The sequence below is a fragment of the Mesorhizobium sp. B2-4-7 genome, assembly GCF_006442685.1.
GTDB lineage: Bacteria > Pseudomonadota > Alphaproteobacteria > Rhizobiales > Rhizobiaceae > Mesorhizobium.
The window spans coordinates 190,551-212,496 of record NZ_VFVH01000002.1; the positions used below are offsets into that span (position 1 = coordinate 190,551).

Consider the following 21,946-nt stretch of genomic DNA (forward strand, 5'->3'; position numbering starts at 1 on the left):
AAGGTGGCCTTCAGGGCTTGCTGGCACAGAGGCGGTCCAGTGGGAGCCAGCGATGAGCAGTATAATTCTGAAGTCCGCCACCATTGCTTTCGTCTCCGTCGCGGTTTCGCTCCTTCTGACCCTGATCATCGTCCCCGCCATGGGATTCCCGGTCAACCGCATGATCTGGCTGACCTCGACATTGTGTCCGCTGGTTCTTGCATGGGCGGCCTGCGCAAGCACGTTCTGGCACAGCGACAGGCTGAAGTCGGCGCATCGCGACCTTGCCCGCACGCACGCCCAGCTTGCCGCAGCGCATCGCCGGCTGGCGGAAAAGGCCAGCCGCGACGACATGACGGGCATGCTCAACCGGGAAAGCTTCTTTGCCGTGCTCAACGGCTCCCGGCACAAGCCCGATCGCGGCGCCTTGCTGATCATCGATGCCGACCATTTCAAGATGATCAATGACAGCTTCGGCCATCTGACCGGCGACGACGCGCTGCTCCTGATCGCCAGCGCGATCAAGCGCGGGGTGCGCGACGGCGACGTCCTCGGCCGCATCGGCGGCGAGGAGTTCGGCGCATTGCTGGTCGGAGCCACGGAACGGGAAGCCAAGCGCGTCGCCGAGCACATCCGCCGCGAAGTCGAGCTGATCCGCTTCCGGCCCGTGGACGAGCGGACCATTCCGCTGACCGTCAGCATCGGCGGAACCCTCTGCGACGAAAGCGCCAGCGTGTCGGAGCTGATGCGGGCCGCCGACCGGCGCCTCTACCAGGCCAAACATCGGGGACGCAACCTGGTGATCCTCGACACCGACATCTCCGAGGCGGCCTGAACGGGCCGATCCAGCACATCGGCCTGTTAAGGAGTCTCTAACCCTGTTTGCACTCGGCTGCGCATTGTTCCGGCTTGCAACCAGTTTTGGCACGCTTCTGGCTTCGATGATGAAGCATGTGCCGTTCAGGGACCATGCCTGGATGTTCAGGGAACATGCCTGGATAGAGACCCCGTCGAGAGACCTGTCATGAGTTTCCTTATCAAGAAGATATCGCGCCGAATGATCATGCAGACGCTGATCGCGGTGCCTGCCCTGTCGCTGTTCCGCAAATTGCCCGATGCGGGTTCTTCCGAAGCCGCCCCCGATGAGATCGTCGAGGTCAATGGCTGGATCCTGAAGCGGAGCGACCTGGCATGATCTTCGACAGTTATGAGGCGTTTCGCGCCGCGAATTTCACGCCTAGGGTCTGCGTTCTCGGCTCCGGCCCGGCCGGCACCACGATCGCCAGAAAGCTCGGTGCCGCCGGCATACCGGTCGTGGTGCTGGAGGCCGGCGGCAGGGAGTTCAGCGACACCTCGCAGGATTTCTACCGCGGCACCACAGTCGGCGATTTCTATTTCGATCTCGATATCACCCGGCTGCGGTTCATGGGCGGCAGCTCGAACCACTGGGCCGGCTGGTGCCGCGTGCTCGACAAACAGGATTTCGAGCCGAAGGCGTGGGTGCCGGACACGGGCTGGCCGATCCGGCGCAGCGACATCGAACCGTATCTGGGCGAAGTGCGCGACATCCTGGAACTGCCGGATTTCCGGCCGGACGCGCCGGTCTCGGACGACATCCGCTGGGTGCAGCTGATCAAGAGCGGTGCCGTGCGCTTCGCTGAAAAATACGCCGACGAGCTCGACAAGAGCAGGAACATCGCTGTCGTGCTCAACACTTGTGCCACCGAGCTTGCCGGCGACGGCAGACGCGTGACGGGCGCCAGGCTGTGGTCGCAGGGGCAGGATGCCGGCTTCTTCAGCGCCGACTATTTCATCGTTTGTACCGGCGGGCTGGAGAATTCGCGGCTGCTTTTGTGGTCGAACCAGCGCTTCAATGGCGGCGTCGTGCCGAACGCGACGGCACTTGGCCGCTACTGGATGGAACACCCGACCTTCCAGGGCGGCAACGCCATCCTGGCCGACTATGGCGCATTCGAGGTCGATGCGGTGAACGAGGCCTTCTTCTCGCCGATGCCGGCCGCGATGGAGCGGCTGCGGATCATGAATTTCGGCATCAGGCTGATCGAGACGCCCTATCCCGGCGTCAAGGACCTGATCGCGGATCTCGCCTGTACGGCGCCCAACATGGCGGAGTGGCTATCGGGCAGGCTCAACCAGAACCTGCGCTGCGCGGCCCAACTCTATGTAGCCTGGGAGCAGGCGCCGCTGGCCTCGAACCGGGTCGAGCTGTCGAAGACCGTGGTCGACCACGCCGGCGTGCCGCGCATCGAGCTGCACTGGAAGAAATCGGACCTGGAACGCCGCACGCTGCTCGAAGGGCTGAGGCTTTTCGGGACGACGCTAGCCCAGAAGAATCTGGGCCGGGTGCGTATAGCCGACTGGATTTCGAACGGCGGCGACTACCCGACGGACGAGGAGACGGCCGGCCACCACCACATGGGAGGCACGCGCATGGGCACCGATGTCGCCACGAGCGTCGTGGATGCCAATTGCAAGGTGCACGGCATGGACAATCTCTATGTCGGCGGCTCCTCGGTGTTCTGCACCTCGGGCCAATGCAACCCGACGACGACGATCACGGCGTTGGCCTGCCGGCTCGGCGAGCATCTCGGCAAGGTGGTCGCCGCCTGAGGGTTCCGCAGTCCCCACTAAATCATCTCATCCCGGCAAAGCCGCGTCACATAATGGCGCGGCCGCCGGAGCGGCTTAAAAGCCGTGGAGATGCGCACCGGCACGGCGGCGACGCAGCTTTCCTGGAATTGTCCTACGCCCGCCGCTCCGACCGGCCAAAACGCCGTTCGAGATAGGCCTGGCCGAACTCCAGCGTGATCGACAGGATCCAGTAGATCATCGAGGCGGTGATCAACATCTCGATATGGCGGAACTCGGTCTGGCCCATGGTGCGGGCGAGATACATGATCTCCCAGACGCCGACGACCGACACCAGGGACGAGTCCTTCAGCATGGCGATGAACTGGTTGCCGGTCGGCGGGATGATGACGCGCATGGCCTGCGGCAGGATGACCAGCGCCATGGTCTGGCCGGGGCTCAGTCCAAGCGCGGTGGCGCCTTCGCTCTGTCCGCGCGGAATGCTTTCGATGCCGGCGCGGAAGATCTCGGTCATGTAGGCGCCATAACACAGCGACAACGCCAGAATGCCGGCCGGCACCGCGCCGATCACGTAACCGACCTGCGGCAGGCCGAGATAGATGATGTAGATCTGCATCAGCAAAGGAAGGCCGCGGAACAACGAGGTGTAGAAAGTGGCCAGCCCGTACACAATGCCGTTTCCGGTCAGTTTGGCGATCGCGCCGACAAGTGCGATGGCTGTCGCGATCAGGATCGAGATCGCCGAAATGTAGAGCGTGGTGGTGACGCCCTGGGTGATCAGGAAGCCGATCTTCCTGGCGATGAAGGCAAGCGAAAGGTCGAAGGAATAGAAGAACAGCATCAGGAGCACGAACAGTTCGATCCAGACGCCGACGATCTGCTGCCGCCGGGGCAAAAGCAGCAGCAGCTTGCAATTCACCAGCACAATGAGCGCGATCAGCACCGCGGAAAGCGCGCGCGACAGGGCAGGGTTGGCCTGCAGCCAGCCGGATGCGACTGGAATCACCGAGCCGATCCAGCTTGACTTGATGCCCATCGCGTAAAGGCCGGCGGCCAACAGCGCCAGCACGAGCCCCGCCGCTGCGCGGCGGGTGATCCCCGGATAGAAGAGCATCAGCCTGCCGATCATGCCGTCACCTTGTCTTTCGTGGCGGCATGACGTTCTCGCCACCAGTCCTGCGCCTGCAATTTCCAGTAGGTGAGTTGCGCGGCCGCCAGGCCGGCGGCGCCGCCGGCCCAGCTCAATCCGAATGGCGCGAACTGCCGGTACCGGTCCGAAACGCCCAGAATGCCTTCCGCAACGATTTTTCCGGCGATGGCCGTGGTGTTGAGACCATGGCCGCCGAAAGCCGTGCAATACCAGACGCCCGGCTGCAATTCGCCGATCTGGGGCATCAAGTGACGGGCATAGGACATCAATCCGGACCAGGCCAGTTCGGTCTTGAGGTCCGCAAGCTGCGGATAGGTACCGATCATCTCGCGGCGCAATTCGCGCGCCAGCGCGTAGGCAGAAGCGGCGCGCGTGGTGATGCGCCCGCCCCACAAAAGGCGATTGCCGCCATCGACCAGCCGATAATAGTCGCCGGCCCGCCGGTTGTCGCCGACCGCGTCCGTGGTCGCAACGGCTTGCGCGATCAGGCGCGGCGCCGGCTCGGAAACCATCACATAGGTCGCGATGGGCAGGAAGGCGCGGTGGAGTTGGCTGAATACCGGGCCGGTGTAGCCGCCGGTAGCCAGCACGACGCGAGTTGCCCGAAGCATGCCCTCTCGCGTGCGCAGCATCTTTTGCGGCCCCGACAGATCGCATTGCACGACTTCGGAGCTCTCATGGATGCTGCCGCCAAGCCGCTCGATCTCATCGGCCACGGAACGCAGATAATTGAGCGGATGGATGTGAAAGGCTTTCGGGTCGCGCAGGCCCTGATAGTAGCGAGCCGATTTAAGCACCGAACGGACGTCTTCTCTGCGCAGATATTGAAGCTGGTATCCGTGGTCGCGTGCCGCCTGGTCGGCATAGGCCTTGAGCGCGTCGCCATCGTCGTAACGCAGGACACTGACCAGCCCGTCGCGCGGCATGGCGGCCGATATGTCGAGAGCCTCGATGGTATGACGCACGAATTCGACGCCCTCGATCGACAGCCGGTGCAGTTGCCGCGCGGCCTCCTTGCCGACGCGTGCGGCAATGGTGTCGCCGCTGGTGGCGAAGCCAGGCGTGACGAAGCCGCCATTGCGGCCGGAGGCGCCGAAACCGACGACCTGGGCCTCCAGCACGGCGACGCGCAGCCCGGAACGCGACAGCTGCAGCGCCGTGGTCAGGCCGGCCAGTCCCCCGCCGACGATGGCCACGTCACAGTGCGCCTCGCCGCGGAGCGGGGGCCTGATCTTCCGGTCGATCATGGTGCGGGCGTAATAGGTATCCGGATAGGCCATCGGCGACTTTCAACTGCATCCCGCTCGTCAGGAAAAGCGCGTAGCGCTTTTCCCTGGGGAATTGCGCAAGAACAAAGGTTTAGAGAGGGGTGGCGATTGTTTTAAACGCTGCACCGCTCCGGCATCTGACACGTGATGCCCGCCGGTCGCCGAGCGGCGGCCGGCGGGCAATCCAACGTCATTTGGCGCTGTAGTCCTTGCCGTACCATTTCGTGGTCAGCGCGGCGAGCGTGCCGTCCTTCTTCAGCTCGGCGATGATGCCCGAAACCTTTGCGGTCCACTCGGGATCGTTCTTCTCGGCGATGACCACGAGCGGTTCCCGGAAGGCATATTCCCCTTCGAGGATCTTCACGGGATAGCCGTTCTTGATGGCGTTCTGCGCCGTCTGCTCCGGCGCGATCACGGCATTCAGGCGAACGCCGTCGCCAAGCCGCAGGTCATCGAAGGGAAGCATGGAATCGGCGAAGGTGCGGATCTCGCCGGGCTCCAGCTTGTATTCGACGGGAGGCAGGCCGGGCGCGTCGATCTCAAGCTTGCGGCGGATGAAATCCTCCGAGGTGGTGGCCGTCTCGACGCCGATCACCTTGCCGTTGAGATCGGCGACCGACTTCGCGGTGCTGTCCTTGTGCACGACGTAGACATAGGGGCTGTAGTAATAGATGCCGACAAAATCGATCACCTTGGAACGGGCCTTGGTCGGCGTGACCGAGCCGACGCCGAGGTCGTAGCGCCCTTGCCAGCGGCCGCCGGTCAGGGTCGCCCAGTCGGGCGTCTCGAACGAGACCTCGACCCCCAGCCGTTTGCCGATCTCGCGCGAGACATCGATGTCGAAGCCGGCGAGCTCGTTGCTGTCATTGAGAAAGCTTTGCGGCGGCCAGGCGGCGTTGGTGGCGACGACCATCGCCTTCTTCGACGTGACGCGATCCAAAGTTTCTCCGGCCATGGCCGCCGTCGTGATCGCGAATGTCGCGACGGCAAGAATGGCGAAATCGAGCAGTTTTTTCAAAGTTATCCTCCCTTATGGATGCAGCTGAAATGACGGTACCTGCGTCGGGCACCAGTGGTTGTTTCGATCAGCCTCGTCCGCGACGTCTCCGCGGCGTACCGTGGCGTTCGGCTTGCGGATGCAAGTCCAACGCGGCTCGGTGTCGATTTGCGTCCATCGCAGCCGAAGCTGTTCCCCCTCATGGACTGGCGTTTGTGACAGTTGACACTCAGGTCGCGAAAAGCAGGGTTCCACCCGGCGAAATGCCGGATAATGGCAGCCATGCAGTCATTACGTGCCGTGAGGCGGCAAAATGCCGGATATTTGCGCCTTGCGCAGCCTGCACCGGCGGTTCCTGAGGATTGTCGCGGCGGTGGTTCAGCCGATAGGATCGCGCCGAGCGATTGGACGGGTTCCAGGGCGGATCGAAGGAGAGGATTGATTGTGGAATTGACCGAAAAAGATCGCCAGCTGCTCGCGCTGATGCAGAAGAACGCGCGTGAGCCGGTCGCATCACTGGCGCGTCAGCTCGGCGTATCCCGGACTGCCTTGCAGGAGCGCATACAAAAGCTCGAGGCGGGCGGGGTCATCGAAGGCTACGCGGTGCGGCTGACCAAGGAGGCGGCACAGAATTCCGTCCACTGTTTCACCTTCGCCGCCCTGAACAACAAGAGCTACCCGGACGTCTCCAGGAAGATCAAGGCGATGCCTTCGATCCAGGCGGTCTATGCCATAACCGGCGAGTGGGACCTGATCATCCATGTCGCGGCCGAGACGCTCGAGAAGCTGAACCGGGAAGTGAATGCGCTGAATGAAATCAGCGGCATCGTCAAAACCGCATCGCATGTGGTGATGGAGACGAAGTTCAATCGCAACATCTATGCCGCACTGTAGGAAGGGCGAGGTTTCGCTCGCCCCTGCCCATCCAAATCCGGCTAGAGCAATTCACCGTTCCATGGAACGCTGAACTGCTCTATCTCTTTGTTTTTGCGCAATTCCCCAGGGAAAGCGCTGCGCGCTTTTACCGGGGAAACCGTGCACACTTTTCCTGGAACTGCTCTAGACAGTCGCCGGGTCGAGTGCGGGCTCGCCCATGCGGCGAGCGACGATCGCCGCGAAATCGGCGGTCTGGAATGTGTCGCGCAGCGCGTCGAAGGACGGCAGCACGAAATAGACGCGCTGGAACTTGTCGATTTCGTAGCCCGTGCGCATCACCGTCTCCAGGTCGAAAGGCGCATGGTGCGCATCCTTGCTTTCGACCGCGAACTGCAACTCCGTGAAGGATGACATCAGACCGGCGCCGAAGGCCTTCAGCGGATGACCACTCTCCTGCATGAGGCCGTATTCGGCCGTGTACCAGTAGAGCCGGCTGATCATTTCGTCGCCGCCGAGCGCGATGATGTCGCCGGCCTTCTGGCCATACATCTGCATGAAGTCGGCGAAGACCGGCTGCGACAGCACCGGCACATGGCCGAAGAAATCATGGAACATGTCGGGTTCGACGATGTAGTCGAGCTCCTGCTGCGTCCGCAGCCAGTTGGTGACGGGGAAACGGCGGCTGGCGAGATGGTCGAAGAAGGGCGCGGCCGGGATGAGCCCTGGCACGGCGACGATCTCCCAGCCAGTGAGCTTGCGCAACTTGGCACTGACTTCGTCGAAGTCCGGGATGCGGTCGAGCAGGCCGAGCTTGTCGACGCCGTCGAGATAGGAATGGTGGGCGAGCTTGCGCGTCAGTTTCGTCTGGCGGTCGCACAGCGTGCGCCAGACCGCCTGTTCCTCGGCGCTGTAGTCATAGCCTTGCGCCACGGTGAAATCGGCACGGCAGACCGAGTAGTCGCCGCGCAACCCTTGAGCCGCGCAGTCGCGGGCATATTCGGCAACGCTCATTGTCGTCATGGTTTTCTCCTCGCCAATCTTGAATTCCGGATGTGCCCGAAGTTAACCGGACTTGCGGAGGCAAATCGGTTTCGGTGATGGCCGGAATGAGGATTTTTGGATAACATCCACTCGGAATATGCCATAGCGGAGTGAAAATGCCTCAATTCGACGATTTCGAGATCAAGATGCTCGATATCCTCCAGCGCGACGGACGCAAGCCGGTCTCCGAACTGGCGCAGGAGATCGGCCTGTCGACGACACCTTGCGCGCGGCGCTTCGAGGCGCTGCAGGAGGCCGGCATCATCAAGGGCTTTGCCGCCGTGCTCAGCCGCCGTGCCGTCGGCCTGACGGTCGAGGTGTTCATCCAGGTGCGGCTGGTCAGCCACAGCGACGGTTCGCCCGAGAGTTTCATCGCCGCGGTCCAGCGCATGGACGAGGTATCATCCTGCTGGACGATGACCGGCGACCACGACTTCCTGCTGCATGTCATGGTGCCGTCGGTCGACGAACTCAACGCCTTCGTCATGCACCGGCTGATGCGGCTTGACGGTGTGCGCGACGTCCACACGCAGCTCGTGCTGCAGAACATCAAGGGACCCGGCCACGTGCCGCTCGGACATCTGCGGCGGTGATGGCGCCGGCCAGCATGGGCGGATCACCCATGAAGAGGTCCCGCCATGGAGCTCGTTCTCCATGCGCTGGTATACGCAGATGGACGGCGGCTCTGGTCCGCGAGTCTAGGGATTTCTGACGCGCGATGGCCGGATGAAAGATGGCCGATTTCCGGAGCGCGCCACAGGACGCGGAAGAGCAATCGATGGTGTTCGAACGGACGGCATGGAAACCTGCCGTGCTCGCGGCCATGCATTCGCACCGCGCCTGACTTTTTCACGCTGGCCGTTATCAGGCTGCGCGCTACTTCCTGGAAGCAGAGGGTGTCCGGCAGGAGGAAGCGATGGAGCTTGTCACCCATAAAAAGATGAAAGAGGGCCGGCTGATGCCTTGGGGAAAAGGCACCGTCGTCAGCGGCGCCAGGGGCTATGTCTTTCTCGCCGGCAATACGGGCACGGCCGAAGATTACGACCCGTCGACGGGCAAAGGTGGCGCCGTCGGGGACGCGGCGACGCAATGGCGCTCCATTTTGACGACCATCAAATCGGACCTGGAGGAGCTTGGCAGCTCGCTCGAGCATCTCGTCAAGATCACCCAATATGTCAAAGGACCATTTCCGGACGGCGGCGTTCTGAGTTCCCCCAATTTCCGGCTGGACGTCATGGACGAATTCTTCGCCGCGCACTGCCCGAAGCACTGCAGCTACAACAATCCGCCGCCATCGGAGGTAATCGGGGTTGCCGCACTTGCGCATCCCGATCTCGTCATCGAGATCGTGGCGATCGCCGCTCTACCGGACTAGCGTCCGGCGCGACAGCCCACAAATGTCAGGGCACGATCAGCGTGCCGGCGCCGTGCTCGGTGAACAGTTCAAGCAGCACCGAATGCGGCGTCTTGCCGTTGAGGATGACGACGCCTTCGACGCCGCGCTCGATCGCCTCGATGCAGGTCTCGACCTTCGGGATCATGCCGCCCGACACCGTGCCGTCCTTGATCAGCGCCTTGGCCTCGGCGACCGTCAGCTCGTCGATCAGCTTCTTGTCCTTGTCGAGCACGCCCGGCACATCGGTGAGGAACAGAAGACGCGAGGCCTTGCAGGCGCCGGCGATGGCGCCGGCAAAGGTATCGGCATTGATGTTGTAGGTGTGTCCGTCGCGGCCGGGCGCCACCGGCGCCAGCACCGGGATCATCTCGGAGCGCGCCAGAAGGTCGAGCAGCGTGCGATCGACCTCGACCGGCTCGCCGACGAAGCCGAGATCGAGCACGCGCTCGATGTTGGAGTCCGGGTCGATCATGGTCTTGCGCGCCTTTTCGGCGAACACCATGTTGCCGTCCTTGCCGCACAGGCCGATCGCCCATTCGCCCTCGGCGTTGATGAGCGCGACGATCTCCTTGTTGATAGAGCCCGCCAGCACCATCTCGACGATCTCGACCGTCTTCTGGTCGGTGACGCGCAGGCCGCCCTCGAATTTGGATTCAATGCCCATCTTGTTGAGCATGGCGCCGATCTGCGGCCCGCCGCCATGGACGACGATCGGGTTGACGCCGGACTGTTTCAACAGCGCGATGTCGCGCGCGAAGGCTTTGCCGAGTTCGCTGTCGCCCATGGCGTGGCCGCCATATTTCACCACCACCGTCTTGTTCTCGTAGCGCTGCATGTAGGGCAGCGCCCGCGACAGCAGGGCGGCCTGCATTTCGGCGGTGGCGGCGATGTCCGTCATCGGCGTGGTTCCCTGGCTTTTGATTTCATTCCTGTCGTTGCCCCAAAACCGCTGCGCATTTTTGGCGACATGCATCAGGTAAAGACGGCGGCGTCTTAGCGGGAATTGACGCGGGCCGCAAACGGCTTTGCTGTCATATTCGGGCGGCTCACGACCTCGTCATCACTTAAGGCACCATAAGCGGCGCCCTGCGGCCAAGCCAACCGGAGATCTTCTCCATCTGCGCGGCCAGGGACAAAAGCGTCTCCTCGTCACCGGGGCGGCCCGCGGCCTGGACGCCGAGCGGCAGGCCGGCTTCGGTGACGTAAACAGGGAGCGCGATGGAAGGCTGGCCGCTGACATTCTGGATCGCCGGCCAGTGAGTGAACCACAGGCTCTTGTCCATCAACTGGCCGAACAGCGGTTCGATCCTGAGCAGCGCCGTGAGGCGAAGCTTGTCGAGCATATTCTCGATGAGCTCGTCGGCACCCTTCGGGTCCATCGCACCGCAAGCGAGCGGCGGGTGGGCGATAACAGGCATCAGCACGGCGTCGTAACGCGCCGTCTCCGCAATCAGTTGCCGCGAGGCGGCATGCAGCCGCTGCAAGCCGGCATAGGTCTCGCCGGCCGAGACCATTTCGCCCAGTCGGCCGAGCACCCGCGTCGCGCGCTCGATGTCGCCGGTGACGGTGCGGCCGACGCGCACCGCCTCGGCCCGCAACATGCCTGCGACAGCCGAGGCAACCGTTCTGCAGAAATCGGCGAAGAAGTCGCGACCGATGGAGGGCAAATCGATTTCCTCGACGCTGTGGCCGCCCTCGCGGGCGAGCGCCACCGCGGTATCGAGCGCTTTCAGCGTCTCGGCCGAAATCGGCAGGCCGAGCGGAGAGTTCCGGTACATTGCGAGCTTGAGCTTGCCGGGATCGCGGGCGGCAGCCGCGGCGAACGCACCCTTCGGCGGCGGCGCGACATAGGGTGCGAGCGGGTCGGGGCCATGGGTGAGGTCAAGCAGCAGGGCGCAATCGCGCACCGAGCGGGTGACGGCATGGTCGACCACCATGCCGTACCAGCTTTCGCTCACCAATGGCGACAGCGGGACGCGGCCGCGCGAGGTCTTGAGACCGACCAGCCCGGTGCAGGCAGAAGGCACGCGGATCGAGCCGCCGCCATCTGAGGCATGCGCCACCGGCACGACGCCGGCGGCGACCAGTGCCGCAGCGCCGCCGGACGAGCCGCCGCTGGTGTGGCCGGTGTTCCAGGGATTGCGGGTGATGCCGAAGGCTTTTGATTCGGTCATCAGCCGCAGCCCGTGTTCGGGCGATGTCGAGGTGACGATGGGTGTCAGTCCGGCGGCGAGATAGCGTTCGGTCAGCACCGAACTGACCTCGGGCATCCAGGCGGGGATGCGGCTGCCGCCATGTGACGGCACGCCCTTGATGGCGATGCCGAGATCCTTGATGGCGAAGGGCACGCCGGCCAGCGGTAGGGAACGATCGATGCCCTTCGCCCGGCTGCGCGCCGCATCGTAGAGTGTCTCGGCCGTGGCATTGATTTCAGGCCGGCTGGCCTCGGCGCGCGCGATCGCAGCGTCGACCAGTTCGACCGGCGAAACCTCGCCCTTGCGCACCAACGTGGCAAGGCCGGTGGCGTCTTCTTCCCACAGCACTCGTTCGACCGACATGCGCGCTCCCCCGATCCAGGCAAGGTAACCAGCGGCCAATCCGTTGGCAATCGAGCGATGAACGAGTGCGGCGCGGTGCGGAAAGCTTTGGGTGCACGGAAATTTGCGCCGTTGCAAATACATCGCAATCCCCTAATTTGCCGACATGACGCCACAGGAGATCAGCAATCTGATTGTCCGGACTTCGATGAAGGACCGGGCTTCGTTCGATCTGCTGTACCGGCAGACCAGCGCGAAACTTTTCGGTGTCTGCCTTCGTGTATTGAAGGACCGGGGAGATGCCGAAGAGGCGCTTCAGGAGGTCTTCGTCAAGATATGGACGAAGGCGGACCGTTTCGCCGTCTCGGATCTAAGCCCGATTTCCTGGCTGGTGGCCATCGCGCGCAACCATGCGATCGATCGTATCAGGGCGCGGCGGGAACCTGCCGCCTATATCGATGCCGCGCTCGATGTGGCCGATCCGGCGCCGGGACCGGAGGCCATGACCGTGGCAGGTGGCGAGTCCGAGCGCATCTACCATTGTCTCGAGGAATTGGAGAAGGGCCGGGCAGCGGCTGTCCGGGGCGCCTATCTGAACGGCGAGAGCTATGCCGAACTGGCGGAGCGCCATGGCGTGCCGCTGAACACGATGCGAACCTGGCTGCGGCGCAGCCTGCTGAAGCTCAGAGAGTGTCTGGAAAGATGACGCTGGTAGACGACGACGGACCGGAACGTGGAGGCGACGACCTGTTCGCCGCCGAATACGTTCTTGGCGTCCTGACAGCGGAAGAACGCCAGATCGCGTCCCGCCGCATCGATGGCGACGCCGCATTCGCTCGGCTTGTCGATGCCTGGGAGGCCCATTTTTCGCCCTTGGCCGTCGCCTATCCCGGGACAGAACCTCCGATCAGGGTCAAGGAGGCGATCGATCGTCGGCTGTTCGCCTCGCGGCCTCGCGCCGGCCTATGGTCGAGCCTTGCCTTCTGGCGCGGCCTTGCCGCCGCCGCCATCGCGGCGCTGGCGATCTACATCGCCTTGCCTTTCATCAACCCGCCGCTCCAACAACCACAGCTTGTCGCCTCGCTGGCCGCCGAAGGCAGCGACGTCAGATACCTCGTCGTCTATGACGCGGCGCATCATGAAGTCGGCCTGTCGCACGTTTCCGGTGAGCGGGCCTCCGGCAAGGACTTCGAACTGTGGGTGATCGTGGGCAAGAACGCGCCGGTTTCGATGGGCGTCATCCCGGCCGGGAAGGCTGCGCATGTGGCGGTTTCGCCGGCCGTGCAGCAGAAACTTGCGCAGGGCGCCGTGCTGGCGGTCAGCCTCGAGCCTTCAGGCGGTTCGCCGACCGGCCAGCCGACGGGACCGGTGGTCGCGGCAGGCGACCTGAAGGGCATCTGATGGCTCCCCGCCCGGACCGTCGCCTTACAAATATTTAAGTCTATTTTTGTATGGATAACCACGGACCAAATTCTCGTGGTTGGATCAGCCTATCCGCCGAAATCACTGGACCTCATTCGGAAGAAAATAATTCTTTCATAGGGAGCGAAACTAAGTTTTGCATGGCCCGTATCTCCTCGCGTTCCCAATGATGGGGAAAACAACCCGAGGAGACTTACATCATGCGTAAACTCGCCACCCTTTTGCTCGCCGGTACGATCGGCCTCTCAGCGCTCGGCACCATCGCCTATGCCGCCAATCCGATGGTCGGGGGCGCACCCATGTACGCCAAGAAGAACATCATCGAGAACGCCGTCAATTCGAAGGACCACACGACGCTGGTCGCTGCCGTCAAGGCAGCGGGCCTGGTCGACACGCTGCAGGGCGCCGGACCCTTTACTGTTTTCGCTCCCACCAACGAGGCCTTTGCAGCGCTTCCGGCCGGCACGGTCGAAACGCTGCTCAAGCCCGAGAACAAGGACAAGCTGACCAAGGTCCTGACGTGCCATGTGATCGCGGCGAAAGCGATGGCCGCCGACGTCGCCAAGATGGCCAAGGCCGATGGCGGCGCGCATGTGGTCAAGACCGCCGGCGGCTGCGAGCTGACGCTCAAGGCCGACAAGGGCAAGGTCACCGTCACGGACGAGAACGGTAACGTCGCCCATGTGACGATTGCCGACGTCAGGCAGTCCAATGGCGTCATCCACGTCATCGACAAGGTTCTTTTGCCGAAGATGTAACGAACGGCTCGCTGCCGGCGAACAGGCAGCAAGGCTCTCCTGCCGGTGCGCGGCTCCGCGTTGCGCCGGCAGGCGTCCGCTACGCACTGTGGCTCCAACCAGGAGGCTGGTGCGGGTAACGTTCGGCCCTCAACGGCTTTTGATTTTCAGCCGAGCGTTGAATGTGGCAAACAGACAGCAGGAGGATTGGCCATGAACCGTCGCGACTTTCTCTTGAGCGGCGCCGCCGCCATCGGCGTGGTGGCCGGCACGGCATCTCTGCTGCGCATGGGCGGATCGCAGGATGCACGTGCGGCGGAGACCTTCGAAGTCACCAAGACCGATGCCGAATGGCGCGCGATCCTGTCTCCCGCGGCCTTCGACGTGCTGCGCAAGGAAGGCACCGAATATCCCGGCACCAGCCCATTGCTCAACGAGCACCGCAAGGGCGTCTTCGCCTGCGCCGGCTGCGACCTGCCGGTTTACTCCTCCGAGACGAAGTTCGATTCCGGCACCGGCTGGCCGAGTTTCTGGCAGGAGATCGCCAACGCCGTCGGCAAGACGCAGGACCGGTCGCTCGGCATGACTCGCACCGAAGTCCACTGCCGCCGCTGCGGCGGCCATCTGGGCCATGTCTTCGACGACGGCCCGCCGCCGACCGGGCTGCGTCACTGCATCAACGGCGTGGCGCTGAGCTTCAAGCCCGCCACAGCCTGAGACCATGCGGCCGCGATATGAAAAAACTCCGGGCTTGCGACCCGGAGTTTTTTAGCGGTCAGTCATTTCGGGCGTGGACTGGAGGAGCTTCCCGAAACGGCTGCCCGTGTTTCCTTGCTTCCAGCGCATTACCGAACGCAAATCGTTTCTCCGGTATTGCCCTGGTGTCAGTGCCCGCCGCCACCACCGCCGGCGGCCGCCGGTTTGCGGATCATCATGGTGAACAGGCCAAGCGTCGCGAACAGCACCGTCAGCATGTAGAACACGTCCATGAAGGACAGCAGCGCCGCCTGCTGCTGGACCATGCCCGACAATTTCGAGATCGCCGCGCTGGCCGCATCCAGGCCGGCGGTCTGCTCGAAATTGAGCGTCATGTTCTGAAGCTTCTGCTGCGCGGCCGCACTTCCCCACTGCACGTGCTCGGAGAGCCTTGCATAGTGGAAGGCGTTGCGGTCGATCAGCACCGTGTTGATCAAGGCGAGGCCGACGGCACCGCCGAGATTGCGGGTCAGGTTGAACAGGCCCGATGCATTCTTCAGCCGCTCGGGCGGCAGCGTGCCGAGCGCGATGTTGTTGATCGGCACCATGCACAGCATCATCGAACAGCCGCGCAGGATCTGCGGGATGAGCAGCTCGTAGAAATCCCAGTCGGCGGTCAGGTGCGTCATCCACCAGGTTCCGGTGGCAAAGCCGAAGAAGCCGATCATCATCATCAGGCGCGGGTCCATCTTGTTCGACAGGATGCCCGAGACCGGCGCGGTGAAGAACATCGCCAGGCCGCTGACGAACAGCGCCTCGCCGATCATCATGGAATCGTAGCCGCGGATGCGTCCGAGGAACACGGGGTAGAGATAGGTGAGACCGTAGAGGCCGATGCCGATGACGAAGGAGAACAGCGAGCCGAAGGCGAAGTTGATATTGCTGAACGCCTTGAGATCGACGATCGGCTCCTCGGCGGTGAACACCCGCCAGAAGAACAGCACCGCGCCGAAGGTCATGACGACGGCGCAGATGAACACCGCCTGATCCTGCAGCCAATCATTGTTCGGGCCTTCCTCGAGCACATATTCCATGCAGCCGAGGAACGCCGCCATGCCGGCAAGGCCCCACCAGTCGAACTTCGAGAACAGCTTGAGGTTGGGCTTGTCGAAGTCGATCAGCGACCAGGCCGCCGTCGTCACCAGAATGCCGGGCACGACATTGACGAGGAACAGCCAGTGCCAGGACATTGCGTGGCTGATATAGCCGCCGACGGTCGGGCCGATTGTCGGCGCCAGGGTGGCCACCAGGCCGATCATCGGCGACACGACGGCACGGCGCGACGGCGGGAAGATGGTGAAGGCGGCCGCGAAGACGCTGGGGATCATGCCGCCGCCGATAAAGCCCTGGATGGCGCGATAGACGATCATCTGGTCGATGTTGGTAGCGGTCGCAGCGAGCGCGCTGGCGGCGGTAAAACCCGCCGCCGAAATTGTGAACAGAACGCGCGTCGACAGCATCCGGCTGAGAAAGCCGGACAGGGGGATCATGACCACCTCGGCAATCAGATAGGCCGTCTGCACCCAAGGGATCTCGTCGGAACTGGCGCTCAGGCCAGCCTGGATCTCGGCCAGCGAGGCCGAGACGATCTGGATGTCCAGGATGGCCATGAACATGCCGAACACCATCGCCAGGAAGGCTATGACGCGCCGCGTCGAGATGGTGTCAGGCACAGCCGGCCTCGCCGGCGGCGCTCCTGCGGTCAGGGTTGCGGTGGCCATGGCGTTGCTCCCCGGAGCGCGCTCAGTTGGTCGCGGCCGGCGCGGTGCGGCTGTCGACGGCGACAACGACGCTCAAGCCGGCGCGCAGCCTGCCGCTCTTCAGGGCATCGGCCGGCACGTCGATGCGGACCGGGACGCGCTGCACCACTTTGGTGAAGTTGCCGGTGGCGTTTTCCGGCGGCAGCAGCGAGAACACGGCACCCGAGGCCGGCGCCAGCGAGGAGACGGTGCCCTCGATGGGCTCGCCGTCGATGGCATCGACCGAAATCCTGACCTTTTCGCCGGGCACCAGCCGGGCAAGCTGGGTCTCCTTGAAGTTGGCGACGATGTAGAGCTTGTTCATCGGGACGATGACGGCGAGCTTCTGGCCGGGGCTCACGAGGTCGCCCTGCTCGACGGAACGGTTGCCGACAACGCCGTCATAGGGCGCCTTGAGCACCGTGAAGGAAAGGTCGCGCGCGGCCTTGTCGCGGCTGAGCTGCAAGGATGCCAGCGTGCTTGCCGATTCAGCACGCTGCGCCTCCAGCACGCCGATATTGGCCTGTGCTGCGGCGATCTGTGCGTCGGCGCCGACGAGAGCGGCGTTGGCCTGGTCGAGCGCCGTCTGGGCGTCGTCGAGTTGCGCCTGCGTACCGACATGGGTCTTGAGCAGTTGCGCGGCGCGCTGCTGGGCGCGCGCGGCATTGGCCGCCGCGGCCTGGTCGGCGGTCTTGGCGGCCTGCGCCTGCTGCAAGGAGGCCTGCGCCGCCTTGGTCTGCGCATCGATGCGATCGAGCGTCCTGGCCAGCGTGGCGATCTGCGCCTCGGCCTGGGCGACCGCTATTTTGTAATCACCGTCATCGACCGTCAGCAGGGGATCGCCGGCCTTGACCTGCTGGTTCTCGCTGACCTTGACCTGATCGACATAGCCGGAGATCTTGGGCGAAATAAAAGCCATGTCGGCCTGGACATAGGCGTCGTCGGTCGAAATCATGAAACGGCCGGTGGTCCAGTAATCGTAGCCGTACCAGGCGCCGGCGCCGAGCAGGGCGACGCCGATGATCGGCAGCAGGAAAGAGCGCACGGAACGCTTCTTCTTCGCCGGAGTTTCCGCCAGAGGCGGCGCGGCGACTGGGTGGACGGGAACTTCCGGTGCTTCCGTCGCCGGGGCGACCTTGGCGTTGGGGAAGGGACGGACTTCGGCGGTGGACGGCGCGTTCGAGGACATGACATCTCTCTAAGTTATAATACTGAACCGTTCGGTTCGATCCGGCCGTTGACATAGCGCCTAAAGAGGACCATATCAAGAGGCAATCGAACCGCTTGGTTCGAATTATTTTCGAGGTGTGACTTTAATGGCCGACACAACGCCCGACGTCGAAAACGACAATTGCGGCGACCTGCTGGACGGCTTGCGCCGCGGCCGCCCGGCAGCCGGACAGGATCCGGTCAAGCGCAGCCAGATCATCGATGGCGCCCGCCGGGTCTTTATCGACAAGGGCTTTGAGGCGGCCTCGATGAACGACATCACGCGGGAAGCCGGCGTGTCGAAAGGGACCATCTATGTCTACTTCGCCAACAAGGAAGAGCTGTTCGAGGCGCTGATCGAGGAAGAGCGCGGCACGATCTTCAAGAACATGTATGACGTGCTCGACCGTGCCGACGACCTGCGCGAGACGCTGGTGAAATTCGGCAAGGTCCTGTCCATGAAGATCACCTCGGCCAAGGTCATCCAGGCCCAGCGCACGGTGATCGGCGCCTCCGACAGGATACCCGACATGGGCGCGCGGTTTTACGAACGCGGCCCCAAACGCGGCCACGACAAGGTCGTGACCTTCCTCAATGCCGCCATCGACCGTGGCCTGCTCAAGATCGACGATGTCGACCTTGCCGCCTATCAGTTCACAGAACTCTGCCTGGCCGGTCTTTTCCGGCAGTGCATCTTCGCCTATCGCGCCAAGGCTCCGAACCAGGACGAAATCGACCATATCGTCAGGTCGGGCGTCGACATGTTCCTGAAGGCCTATGGCACCGAAATGCTTGCCGCGGAGGAAAGCCACAAGATGATCGCCCTGGAGGCGAAGGCTTAACCCGGCTTTTTGTGCCGCTAGCCGCCATTGGCCGCGAGCACGATCGCGGCGCGCAGCTCCTCCAGGCCCTCGGCCTTTTCCGATGACGTCGCCAGCACGAAAGGAAACGCCGCCGGTCGCTTCTTGATCTTGGCAAGCGTCTCCTCAATCAGCCGCGGCACGCCGGCGGCCTTGATCTTGTCGGTCTTGGTCAGCACGACCTGGTACGAAACCGCCGCCTTGTCGAGCAGCGACAGCACCTCGTCGTCCTTGGCCTTGATGCCGTGGCGGGCGTCGATCAGCACATAAACCCGCTTCAGCGTGACACGGCCCTTGAGATAGTCGAAGACCAGCTTCGTCCAATCGTCGACCTTTTCCTTGGGCGCGGTGGCATAGCCGTAGCCCGGCATGTCGACCAATGCCATTGGCGGCAGGTCGGCGCCCTCCCCCGAAAATCCGTCCGGCACGAAATAATTGAGCTCCTGCGTGCGCCCCGGCGTGTTGGAGGTGCGCGCCAGGCCCTTCTGGTTGACCAGAGCGTTGATCAGCGACGACTTGCCGACGTTGGAGCGGCCGGCAAAGGCGATTTCCGGCGGCCCTTCCGGCGGCAGGAACTTCATGGCGGGCACACCGCGGATGAAGATCCACCCGCGGGTAAACAGGTCCGTGCCGATCGTGGTGCTGTATTGAGCGTTCAAGCTGCTGTCTCCAGAAGAGAAATATCGGCGCCCCTGATGGCATGGAGGTTGCGGCTGATCTTGTCCACCGGCCAATCCCACCAAGCCACCGCCAGCAGCCGCCGGATCGTCCTGTCGTCGAAACGCATCTTGACGACCTTGGCCGCGTTGCCGGCGACGATGGCATAGGGCCGCACGTCGTGCGTGACCACGGACTTCGCCGCGACGATGGCGCCATGGCCGATTTGCACCCCCGGCAGGATCACTGCCTCCATGCCGATCCAGACATCGTTGCCGACCACCGTGTCGCCGCGCACCTCCTTCGACCATGTGGCGGGGTCGAAACCCTTTTCCCAGCCATGGCCGAAAATGTTGAACGGATAGGTCGAAAAACCGGACATGGCGTGGTTGGCGCCGTTCATGATGAAGCGGGCACCTTCGGCGATGGCGCAGAACTTGCCGATGATCAGCCTGTCGCCGATGAAGGGATAGTGGTGCAGCACGCATTTCTCGGCGAATTTATCCGGCCCTTCCGGATCGTCATAATAGGTGAAGTCGCCGATCTCGATGTTGGGCGCGCTCACCAGCGCCTTGAGGAAGCCGACGCGCGTGTGCATCGGGATCGGGTGCTTGATGTCGGGATTGGGTCCGGTCATGGCGGTTCGTCCGGGAATTGGCTGGCGGACGCGTCCCGCGTCGGCGCACACCTCGTCAAAGTAGCGTAATCCGCCGTATAGCACCAATCGCCCCGGGAGCGAGTCTTCGATGGTGGACAAGCGCATTTGCCGGATCGGACGGTGCCGCGCGTTTGCAGTTTCGCCCATCGCGGGCGGACGTGGACCGATGCCGGCGCACAAGAAAAAACCCGGACGAGCCGGGTTTTTTGAATCGTGAGCCGGCGCCTCTATTCCGCTGGCGACGGTTTCTTGCGGAACAGCGCTAGCAGATTGTCCCACAGTTCGATCTTGGCGCCCTGGCGCTTCATGATCACGCCTTGCTGGAGGATCGACAGCGTGTTGTTCCAGGCCCAGTAGATGACCAGGCCTGCCGGGAACCCAGCCATCATGAAGGTGAAGATGACGGGCATCCAGGTGAAGATGGCTGCCTGCGTCGGATCCGGCGGCGTCGGGTTCATGCGCATCTGCAGGAACATGGTGACGCCCATGATCAGCGGCCAGACGCCGATCATCAGCATGTGGGGAAGCGTGATCGGAACGAGGCCGAACAGGTTGAAGATCGAGGTCGGATCGGGCGCGGCCAGATCCTGGATCCAGCCGAAGAACGGCGCATGGCGCATCTCGATGGTGATGTAGAGCACCTTGTAGAGCGAGAAGAAGACCGGGATCTGCAGCGCCACCGGCCAGCAGCCGGCGAGCGGATTGATCTTCTCGGTCTTGTACAGCTCCATCATCGCCTGCTGCTGCTTCATCTTGTCGTCCGCGTATTTCTCGCGGATCTCGAGCATCTTGGGCTGCACCTTCTTCATGTTCGCCATTGACGCGTAAGACTTGTTGGCGAGCGGGAAGAAGATGGCCTTGACGATGACGGTGGTGGCGAGGATCGCCAGGCCGAAATTGCCGAGGAATTTGTAGAGCGTGTCGATAAGCCAGAACATCGGCTTGGTGATGAAGTGGAACCAGCCCCAGTCGATCAGCAGGTCGAACCGCTTGATATGGCGGTCTTCGGCATAGGCATTGATCTTGGCGACTTCCTTGGCGCCGGCGAAGACCTCGGTCTCGACGGTTGCCGACTGGCCGGCCTCGACATTGATCGGGTCGGTGAGGAAGTCGGACTGGTAGCGGTGGCGGCCGTCCACGAAATAGCCGAAGCGCGGCTGAAACGGCTGCTTCTCGCTCGGAACCACCGTCACCGCCCAATATTTGTCGGTAATGCCAAGCCAGCCGTCCGTCGACTTGCCCGGCTTGACTTCCTTGTCCTTCTCGATGGACGCGTATTTGTGTTCCTGGAGGCCTTCCGCACCGGTGAAGCCGATCAGGCCTTCATGCAGCACGTAGGTGCTGGCGACTGCCGGCTTGTCGTAGCGCGTGACGCGGCCGTAATTCGACAGCGTAACCGGGGCCGAACCCGAATTGCGCACCTCGTCGGAAACGGTGAACATGTAGTCGCTGTCCACAGAGAAGGTGCGCTTGAAGGTCAGCCCCTTGTCACTGGTGTAAGTCAGCGTCACCGGCGTCGACGGGGTCAGCGTCGGATTGCCTTCGACGTTCCACACCGTATCCGCGCCCGGTACCGTGCCCGTCTTGTCGTTGCCGACGAAGCCGATCTCGGCGAAGTAGCCGCTGGGCAACTCCGAAGGGTTGAGCAGTTCGATCTCGGGCGAATTCTTGTCGACGGTTTCGGTGTAGTGCTTGAGCTTGAGGTCGTCGAGACGGGCGCCGGTCAGGTTGATCGAGCCTTCGAGGCTCGGCGTATCGATCTTGACGCGCTTCGAAGCCGCCAGCGCCTGGTCGCGGCTGGCCGCGGTGACGGTGTCTCCGCCGGGCGCGTTGGGGATGGCACCGGGAGCGGTGCCGGCCGGTGCCGGCGTTGCCGCGCCCGGATTGGCTGTCTCTGCCGCCTTCTTCTGCTCTTCCACGCGCTGCTGCTCGACGCGCGCCGCCTCGCGCTGCTGTTCGACGCGCGGGTTCATGTAGAAGACCTGCCACAGGGTCAGGATCAGCACCGACAGCGCGATGGTGATGAAGAAGTTTCGGTTGTTTTCCATCGAGAG

22 protein-coding genes are annotated in these 21,946 nt (G+C 63.2%); 11 read left to right on the plus strand and 11 right to left on the minus strand.

Annotation, left to right across the window (positions count from 1 at the left end):
- The first annotated feature begins 52 nt into the window (after positions 1-52).
- The 3 genes from FJ946_RS07600 to FJ946_RS07605 all read left to right on the plus strand — a co-directional run bounded on the left by FJ946_RS07600 (position 53) and on the right by FJ946_RS07605 (position 2,610).
- Positions 53-814, plus strand: a complete 762-nt coding sequence (locus FJ946_RS07600; protein ID WP_140491457.1) for a GGDEF domain-containing protein — start codon at positions 53-55, stop codon at positions 812-814.
- Positions 815-1,003: 189 nt separating this feature from the next.
- Complete coding sequence (locus tag FJ946_RS30715) at positions 1,004-1,174, plus strand: hypothetical protein (RefSeq protein ID WP_181165184.1); 171 nt, start codon at positions 1,004-1,006, stop codon at positions 1,172-1,174.
- On the plus strand, positions 1,171-2,610 hold the full coding sequence (locus tag FJ946_RS07605; RefSeq protein WP_140563661.1) for a GMC family oxidoreductase: 1,440 nt from the start codon (positions 1,171-1,173) through the stop codon (positions 2,608-2,610). The genes FJ946_RS30715 and FJ946_RS07605 overlap by 4 nt, the downstream gene beginning before the upstream one ends.
- Positions 2,611-2,743: 133 nt before the next feature.
- Here the strand turns inward: FJ946_RS07605 and FJ946_RS07610 are convergent, their stop codons facing one another.
- The 3 genes from FJ946_RS07610 to FJ946_RS07620 all read right to left on the minus strand — a co-directional run bounded on the left by FJ946_RS07610 (position 2,744) and on the right by FJ946_RS07620 (position 5,962).
- On the minus strand, positions 2,744-3,718 hold the full coding sequence (locus FJ946_RS07610; RefSeq protein ID WP_140563663.1) for an amino acid ABC transporter permease: 975 nt from the start codon (positions 3,716-3,718) through the stop codon (positions 2,744-2,746).
- Positions 3,715-5,019: an FAD-binding oxidoreductase gene (locus FJ946_RS07615; protein ID WP_140563665.1), complete on the minus strand. Its 1,305-nt coding sequence runs from the start codon at positions 5,017-5,019 to the stop codon at positions 3,715-3,717. Before FJ946_RS07615 ends, FJ946_RS07610 begins: the two co-directional genes overlap by 4 nt.
- 178 nt (positions 5,020-5,197) lie before the next feature.
- Entirely contained in the window at positions 5,198-5,962 is a 765-nt protein-coding gene (locus FJ946_RS07620) for a transporter substrate-binding domain-containing protein (RefSeq protein ID WP_224519058.1), read from the minus strand.
- 315 nt (positions 5,963-6,277) lie between these two features.
- On the opposite strand from FJ946_RS07620, the gene FJ946_RS07625 reads away from it, so the two are divergent.
- Positions 6,278-6,898: an Lrp/AsnC family transcriptional regulator gene (locus FJ946_RS07625; RefSeq protein ID WP_224519054.1), complete on the plus strand. Its 621-nt coding sequence runs from the start codon at positions 6,278-6,280 to the stop codon at positions 6,896-6,898.
- 165 nt (positions 6,899-7,063) lie between these two features.
- Here the strand turns inward: FJ946_RS07625 and phhA are convergent, their stop codons facing one another.
- The gene (gene phhA / locus FJ946_RS07630) at positions 7,064-7,900 is read right to left on the minus strand and encodes a phenylalanine 4-monooxygenase (protein ID WP_140563667.1); all 837 of its coding nucleotides are present in this window, start codon (positions 7,898-7,900) and stop codon (positions 7,064-7,066) included.
- 137 nt (positions 7,901-8,037) lie between these two features.
- Between phhA and FJ946_RS07635 the strand changes: the two genes are divergently transcribed.
- Together FJ946_RS07635 and FJ946_RS07640 are read left to right on the plus strand one after the other, a co-directional pair.
- Positions 8,038-8,514 (plus strand): Lrp/AsnC family transcriptional regulator, encoded by a 477-nt coding sequence (locus tag FJ946_RS07635; RefSeq protein WP_140491470.1) that lies wholly within the window; start codon positions 8,038-8,040, stop codon positions 8,512-8,514.
- A gap of 323 nt (positions 8,515-8,837) precedes the next feature.
- Positions 8,838-9,296 carry a RidA family protein gene (locus tag FJ946_RS07640; RefSeq protein ID WP_140559074.1) on the plus strand — a complete coding sequence of 153 codons (459 nt, stop codon included), beginning with the start codon at positions 8,838-8,840 and terminating at the stop codon, positions 9,294-9,296.
- A 25-nt stretch (positions 9,297-9,321) separates the two neighbouring features.
- On the opposite strand, the gene argB is transcribed toward FJ946_RS07640, so the two are convergent.
- Positions 9,322-10,215 carry an acetylglutamate kinase gene (gene argB, locus FJ946_RS07645; protein ID WP_140491474.1) on the minus strand — a complete coding sequence of 298 codons (894 nt, stop codon included), beginning with the start codon at positions 10,213-10,215 and terminating at the stop codon, positions 9,322-9,324.
- A 166-nt stretch (positions 10,216-10,381) separates the two neighbouring features.
- Complete coding sequence (locus FJ946_RS07650) at positions 10,382-11,875, minus strand: amidase (protein WP_140524235.1); 1,494 nt, start codon at positions 11,873-11,875, stop codon at positions 10,382-10,384.
- A gap of 145 nt (positions 11,876-12,020) precedes the next feature.
- Here FJ946_RS07650 and FJ946_RS07655 point away from each other — a divergent pair, with 145 nt between their 5' ends.
- The 4 genes from FJ946_RS07655 to msrB all read left to right on the plus strand — a co-directional run bounded on the left by FJ946_RS07655 (position 12,021) and on the right by msrB (position 14,730).
- A complete protein-coding gene (locus FJ946_RS07655; RefSeq protein WP_140491478.1) occupies positions 12,021-12,560 on the plus strand; it encodes a sigma-70 family RNA polymerase sigma factor in 540 nt (179 codons plus the stop codon).
- Positions 12,557-13,255, plus strand: coding sequence for an anti-sigma factor (locus tag FJ946_RS07660; RefSeq protein ID WP_140559076.1), 699 nt, complete (start codon positions 12,557-12,559; stop codon positions 13,253-13,255). Before FJ946_RS07655 ends, FJ946_RS07660 begins: the two co-directional genes overlap by 4 nt.
- Positions 13,256-13,476: 221 nt before the next feature.
- On the plus strand, positions 13,477-14,034 hold the full coding sequence (locus FJ946_RS07665; protein WP_140551640.1) for a fasciclin domain-containing protein: 558 nt from the start codon (positions 13,477-13,479) through the stop codon (positions 14,032-14,034).
- A 192-nt stretch (positions 14,035-14,226) separates the two neighbouring features.
- Positions 14,227-14,730 carry a peptide-methionine (R)-S-oxide reductase MsrB gene (gene msrB, locus FJ946_RS07670; RefSeq protein WP_140491485.1) on the plus strand — a complete coding sequence of 168 codons (504 nt, stop codon included), beginning with the start codon at positions 14,227-14,229 and terminating at the stop codon, positions 14,728-14,730.
- Positions 14,731-14,897: 167 nt separating this feature from the next.
- Here msrB and FJ946_RS07675 read toward each other — a convergent pair whose 3' ends face one another.
- Together FJ946_RS07675 and FJ946_RS07680 are read right to left on the minus strand one after the other, a co-directional pair.
- Positions 14,898-16,490 (minus strand): DHA2 family efflux MFS transporter permease subunit, encoded by a 1,593-nt coding sequence (locus FJ946_RS07675; protein WP_140491487.1) that lies wholly within the window; start codon positions 16,488-16,490, stop codon positions 14,898-14,900.
- Positions 16,491-16,512: 22 nt separating this feature from the next.
- The gene (locus FJ946_RS07680; protein WP_140563669.1) at positions 16,513-17,697 is read right to left on the minus strand and encodes an HlyD family secretion protein; all 1,185 of its coding nucleotides are present in this window, start codon (positions 17,695-17,697) and stop codon (positions 16,513-16,515) included.
- Between the two features lie 127 nt (positions 17,698-17,824).
- On the opposite strand from FJ946_RS07680, the gene FJ946_RS07685 reads away from it, so the two are divergent.
- On the plus strand, positions 17,825-18,559 hold the full coding sequence (locus tag FJ946_RS07685) for a TetR/AcrR family transcriptional regulator (RefSeq protein WP_140514299.1): 735 nt from the start codon (positions 17,825-17,827) through the stop codon (positions 18,557-18,559).
- A 17-nt stretch (positions 18,560-18,576) separates the two neighbouring features.
- On the opposite strand, the gene yihA is transcribed toward FJ946_RS07685, so the two are convergent.
- The 3 genes from yihA to yidC form a co-directional block, all read right to left on the minus strand.
- Positions 18,577-19,236 carry a ribosome biogenesis GTP-binding protein YihA/YsxC gene (yihA, locus tag FJ946_RS07690; RefSeq protein WP_140491494.1) on the minus strand — a complete coding sequence of 220 codons (660 nt, stop codon included), beginning with the start codon at positions 19,234-19,236 and terminating at the stop codon, positions 18,577-18,579.
- Positions 19,233-19,871: a CatB-related O-acetyltransferase gene (locus tag FJ946_RS07695; protein ID WP_140563671.1), complete on the minus strand. Its 639-nt coding sequence runs from the start codon at positions 19,869-19,871 to the stop codon at positions 19,233-19,235. The genes yihA and FJ946_RS07695 overlap by 4 nt, the downstream gene beginning before the upstream one ends.
- A 248-nt stretch (positions 19,872-20,119) precedes the next feature.
- Positions 20,120-21,940 (minus strand): membrane protein insertase YidC, encoded by a 1,821-nt coding sequence (yidC, locus tag FJ946_RS07700; protein ID WP_140563673.1) that lies wholly within the window; start codon positions 21,938-21,940, stop codon positions 20,120-20,122.
- Between the last annotated feature and the right edge of the window lie 6 nt (positions 21,941-21,946).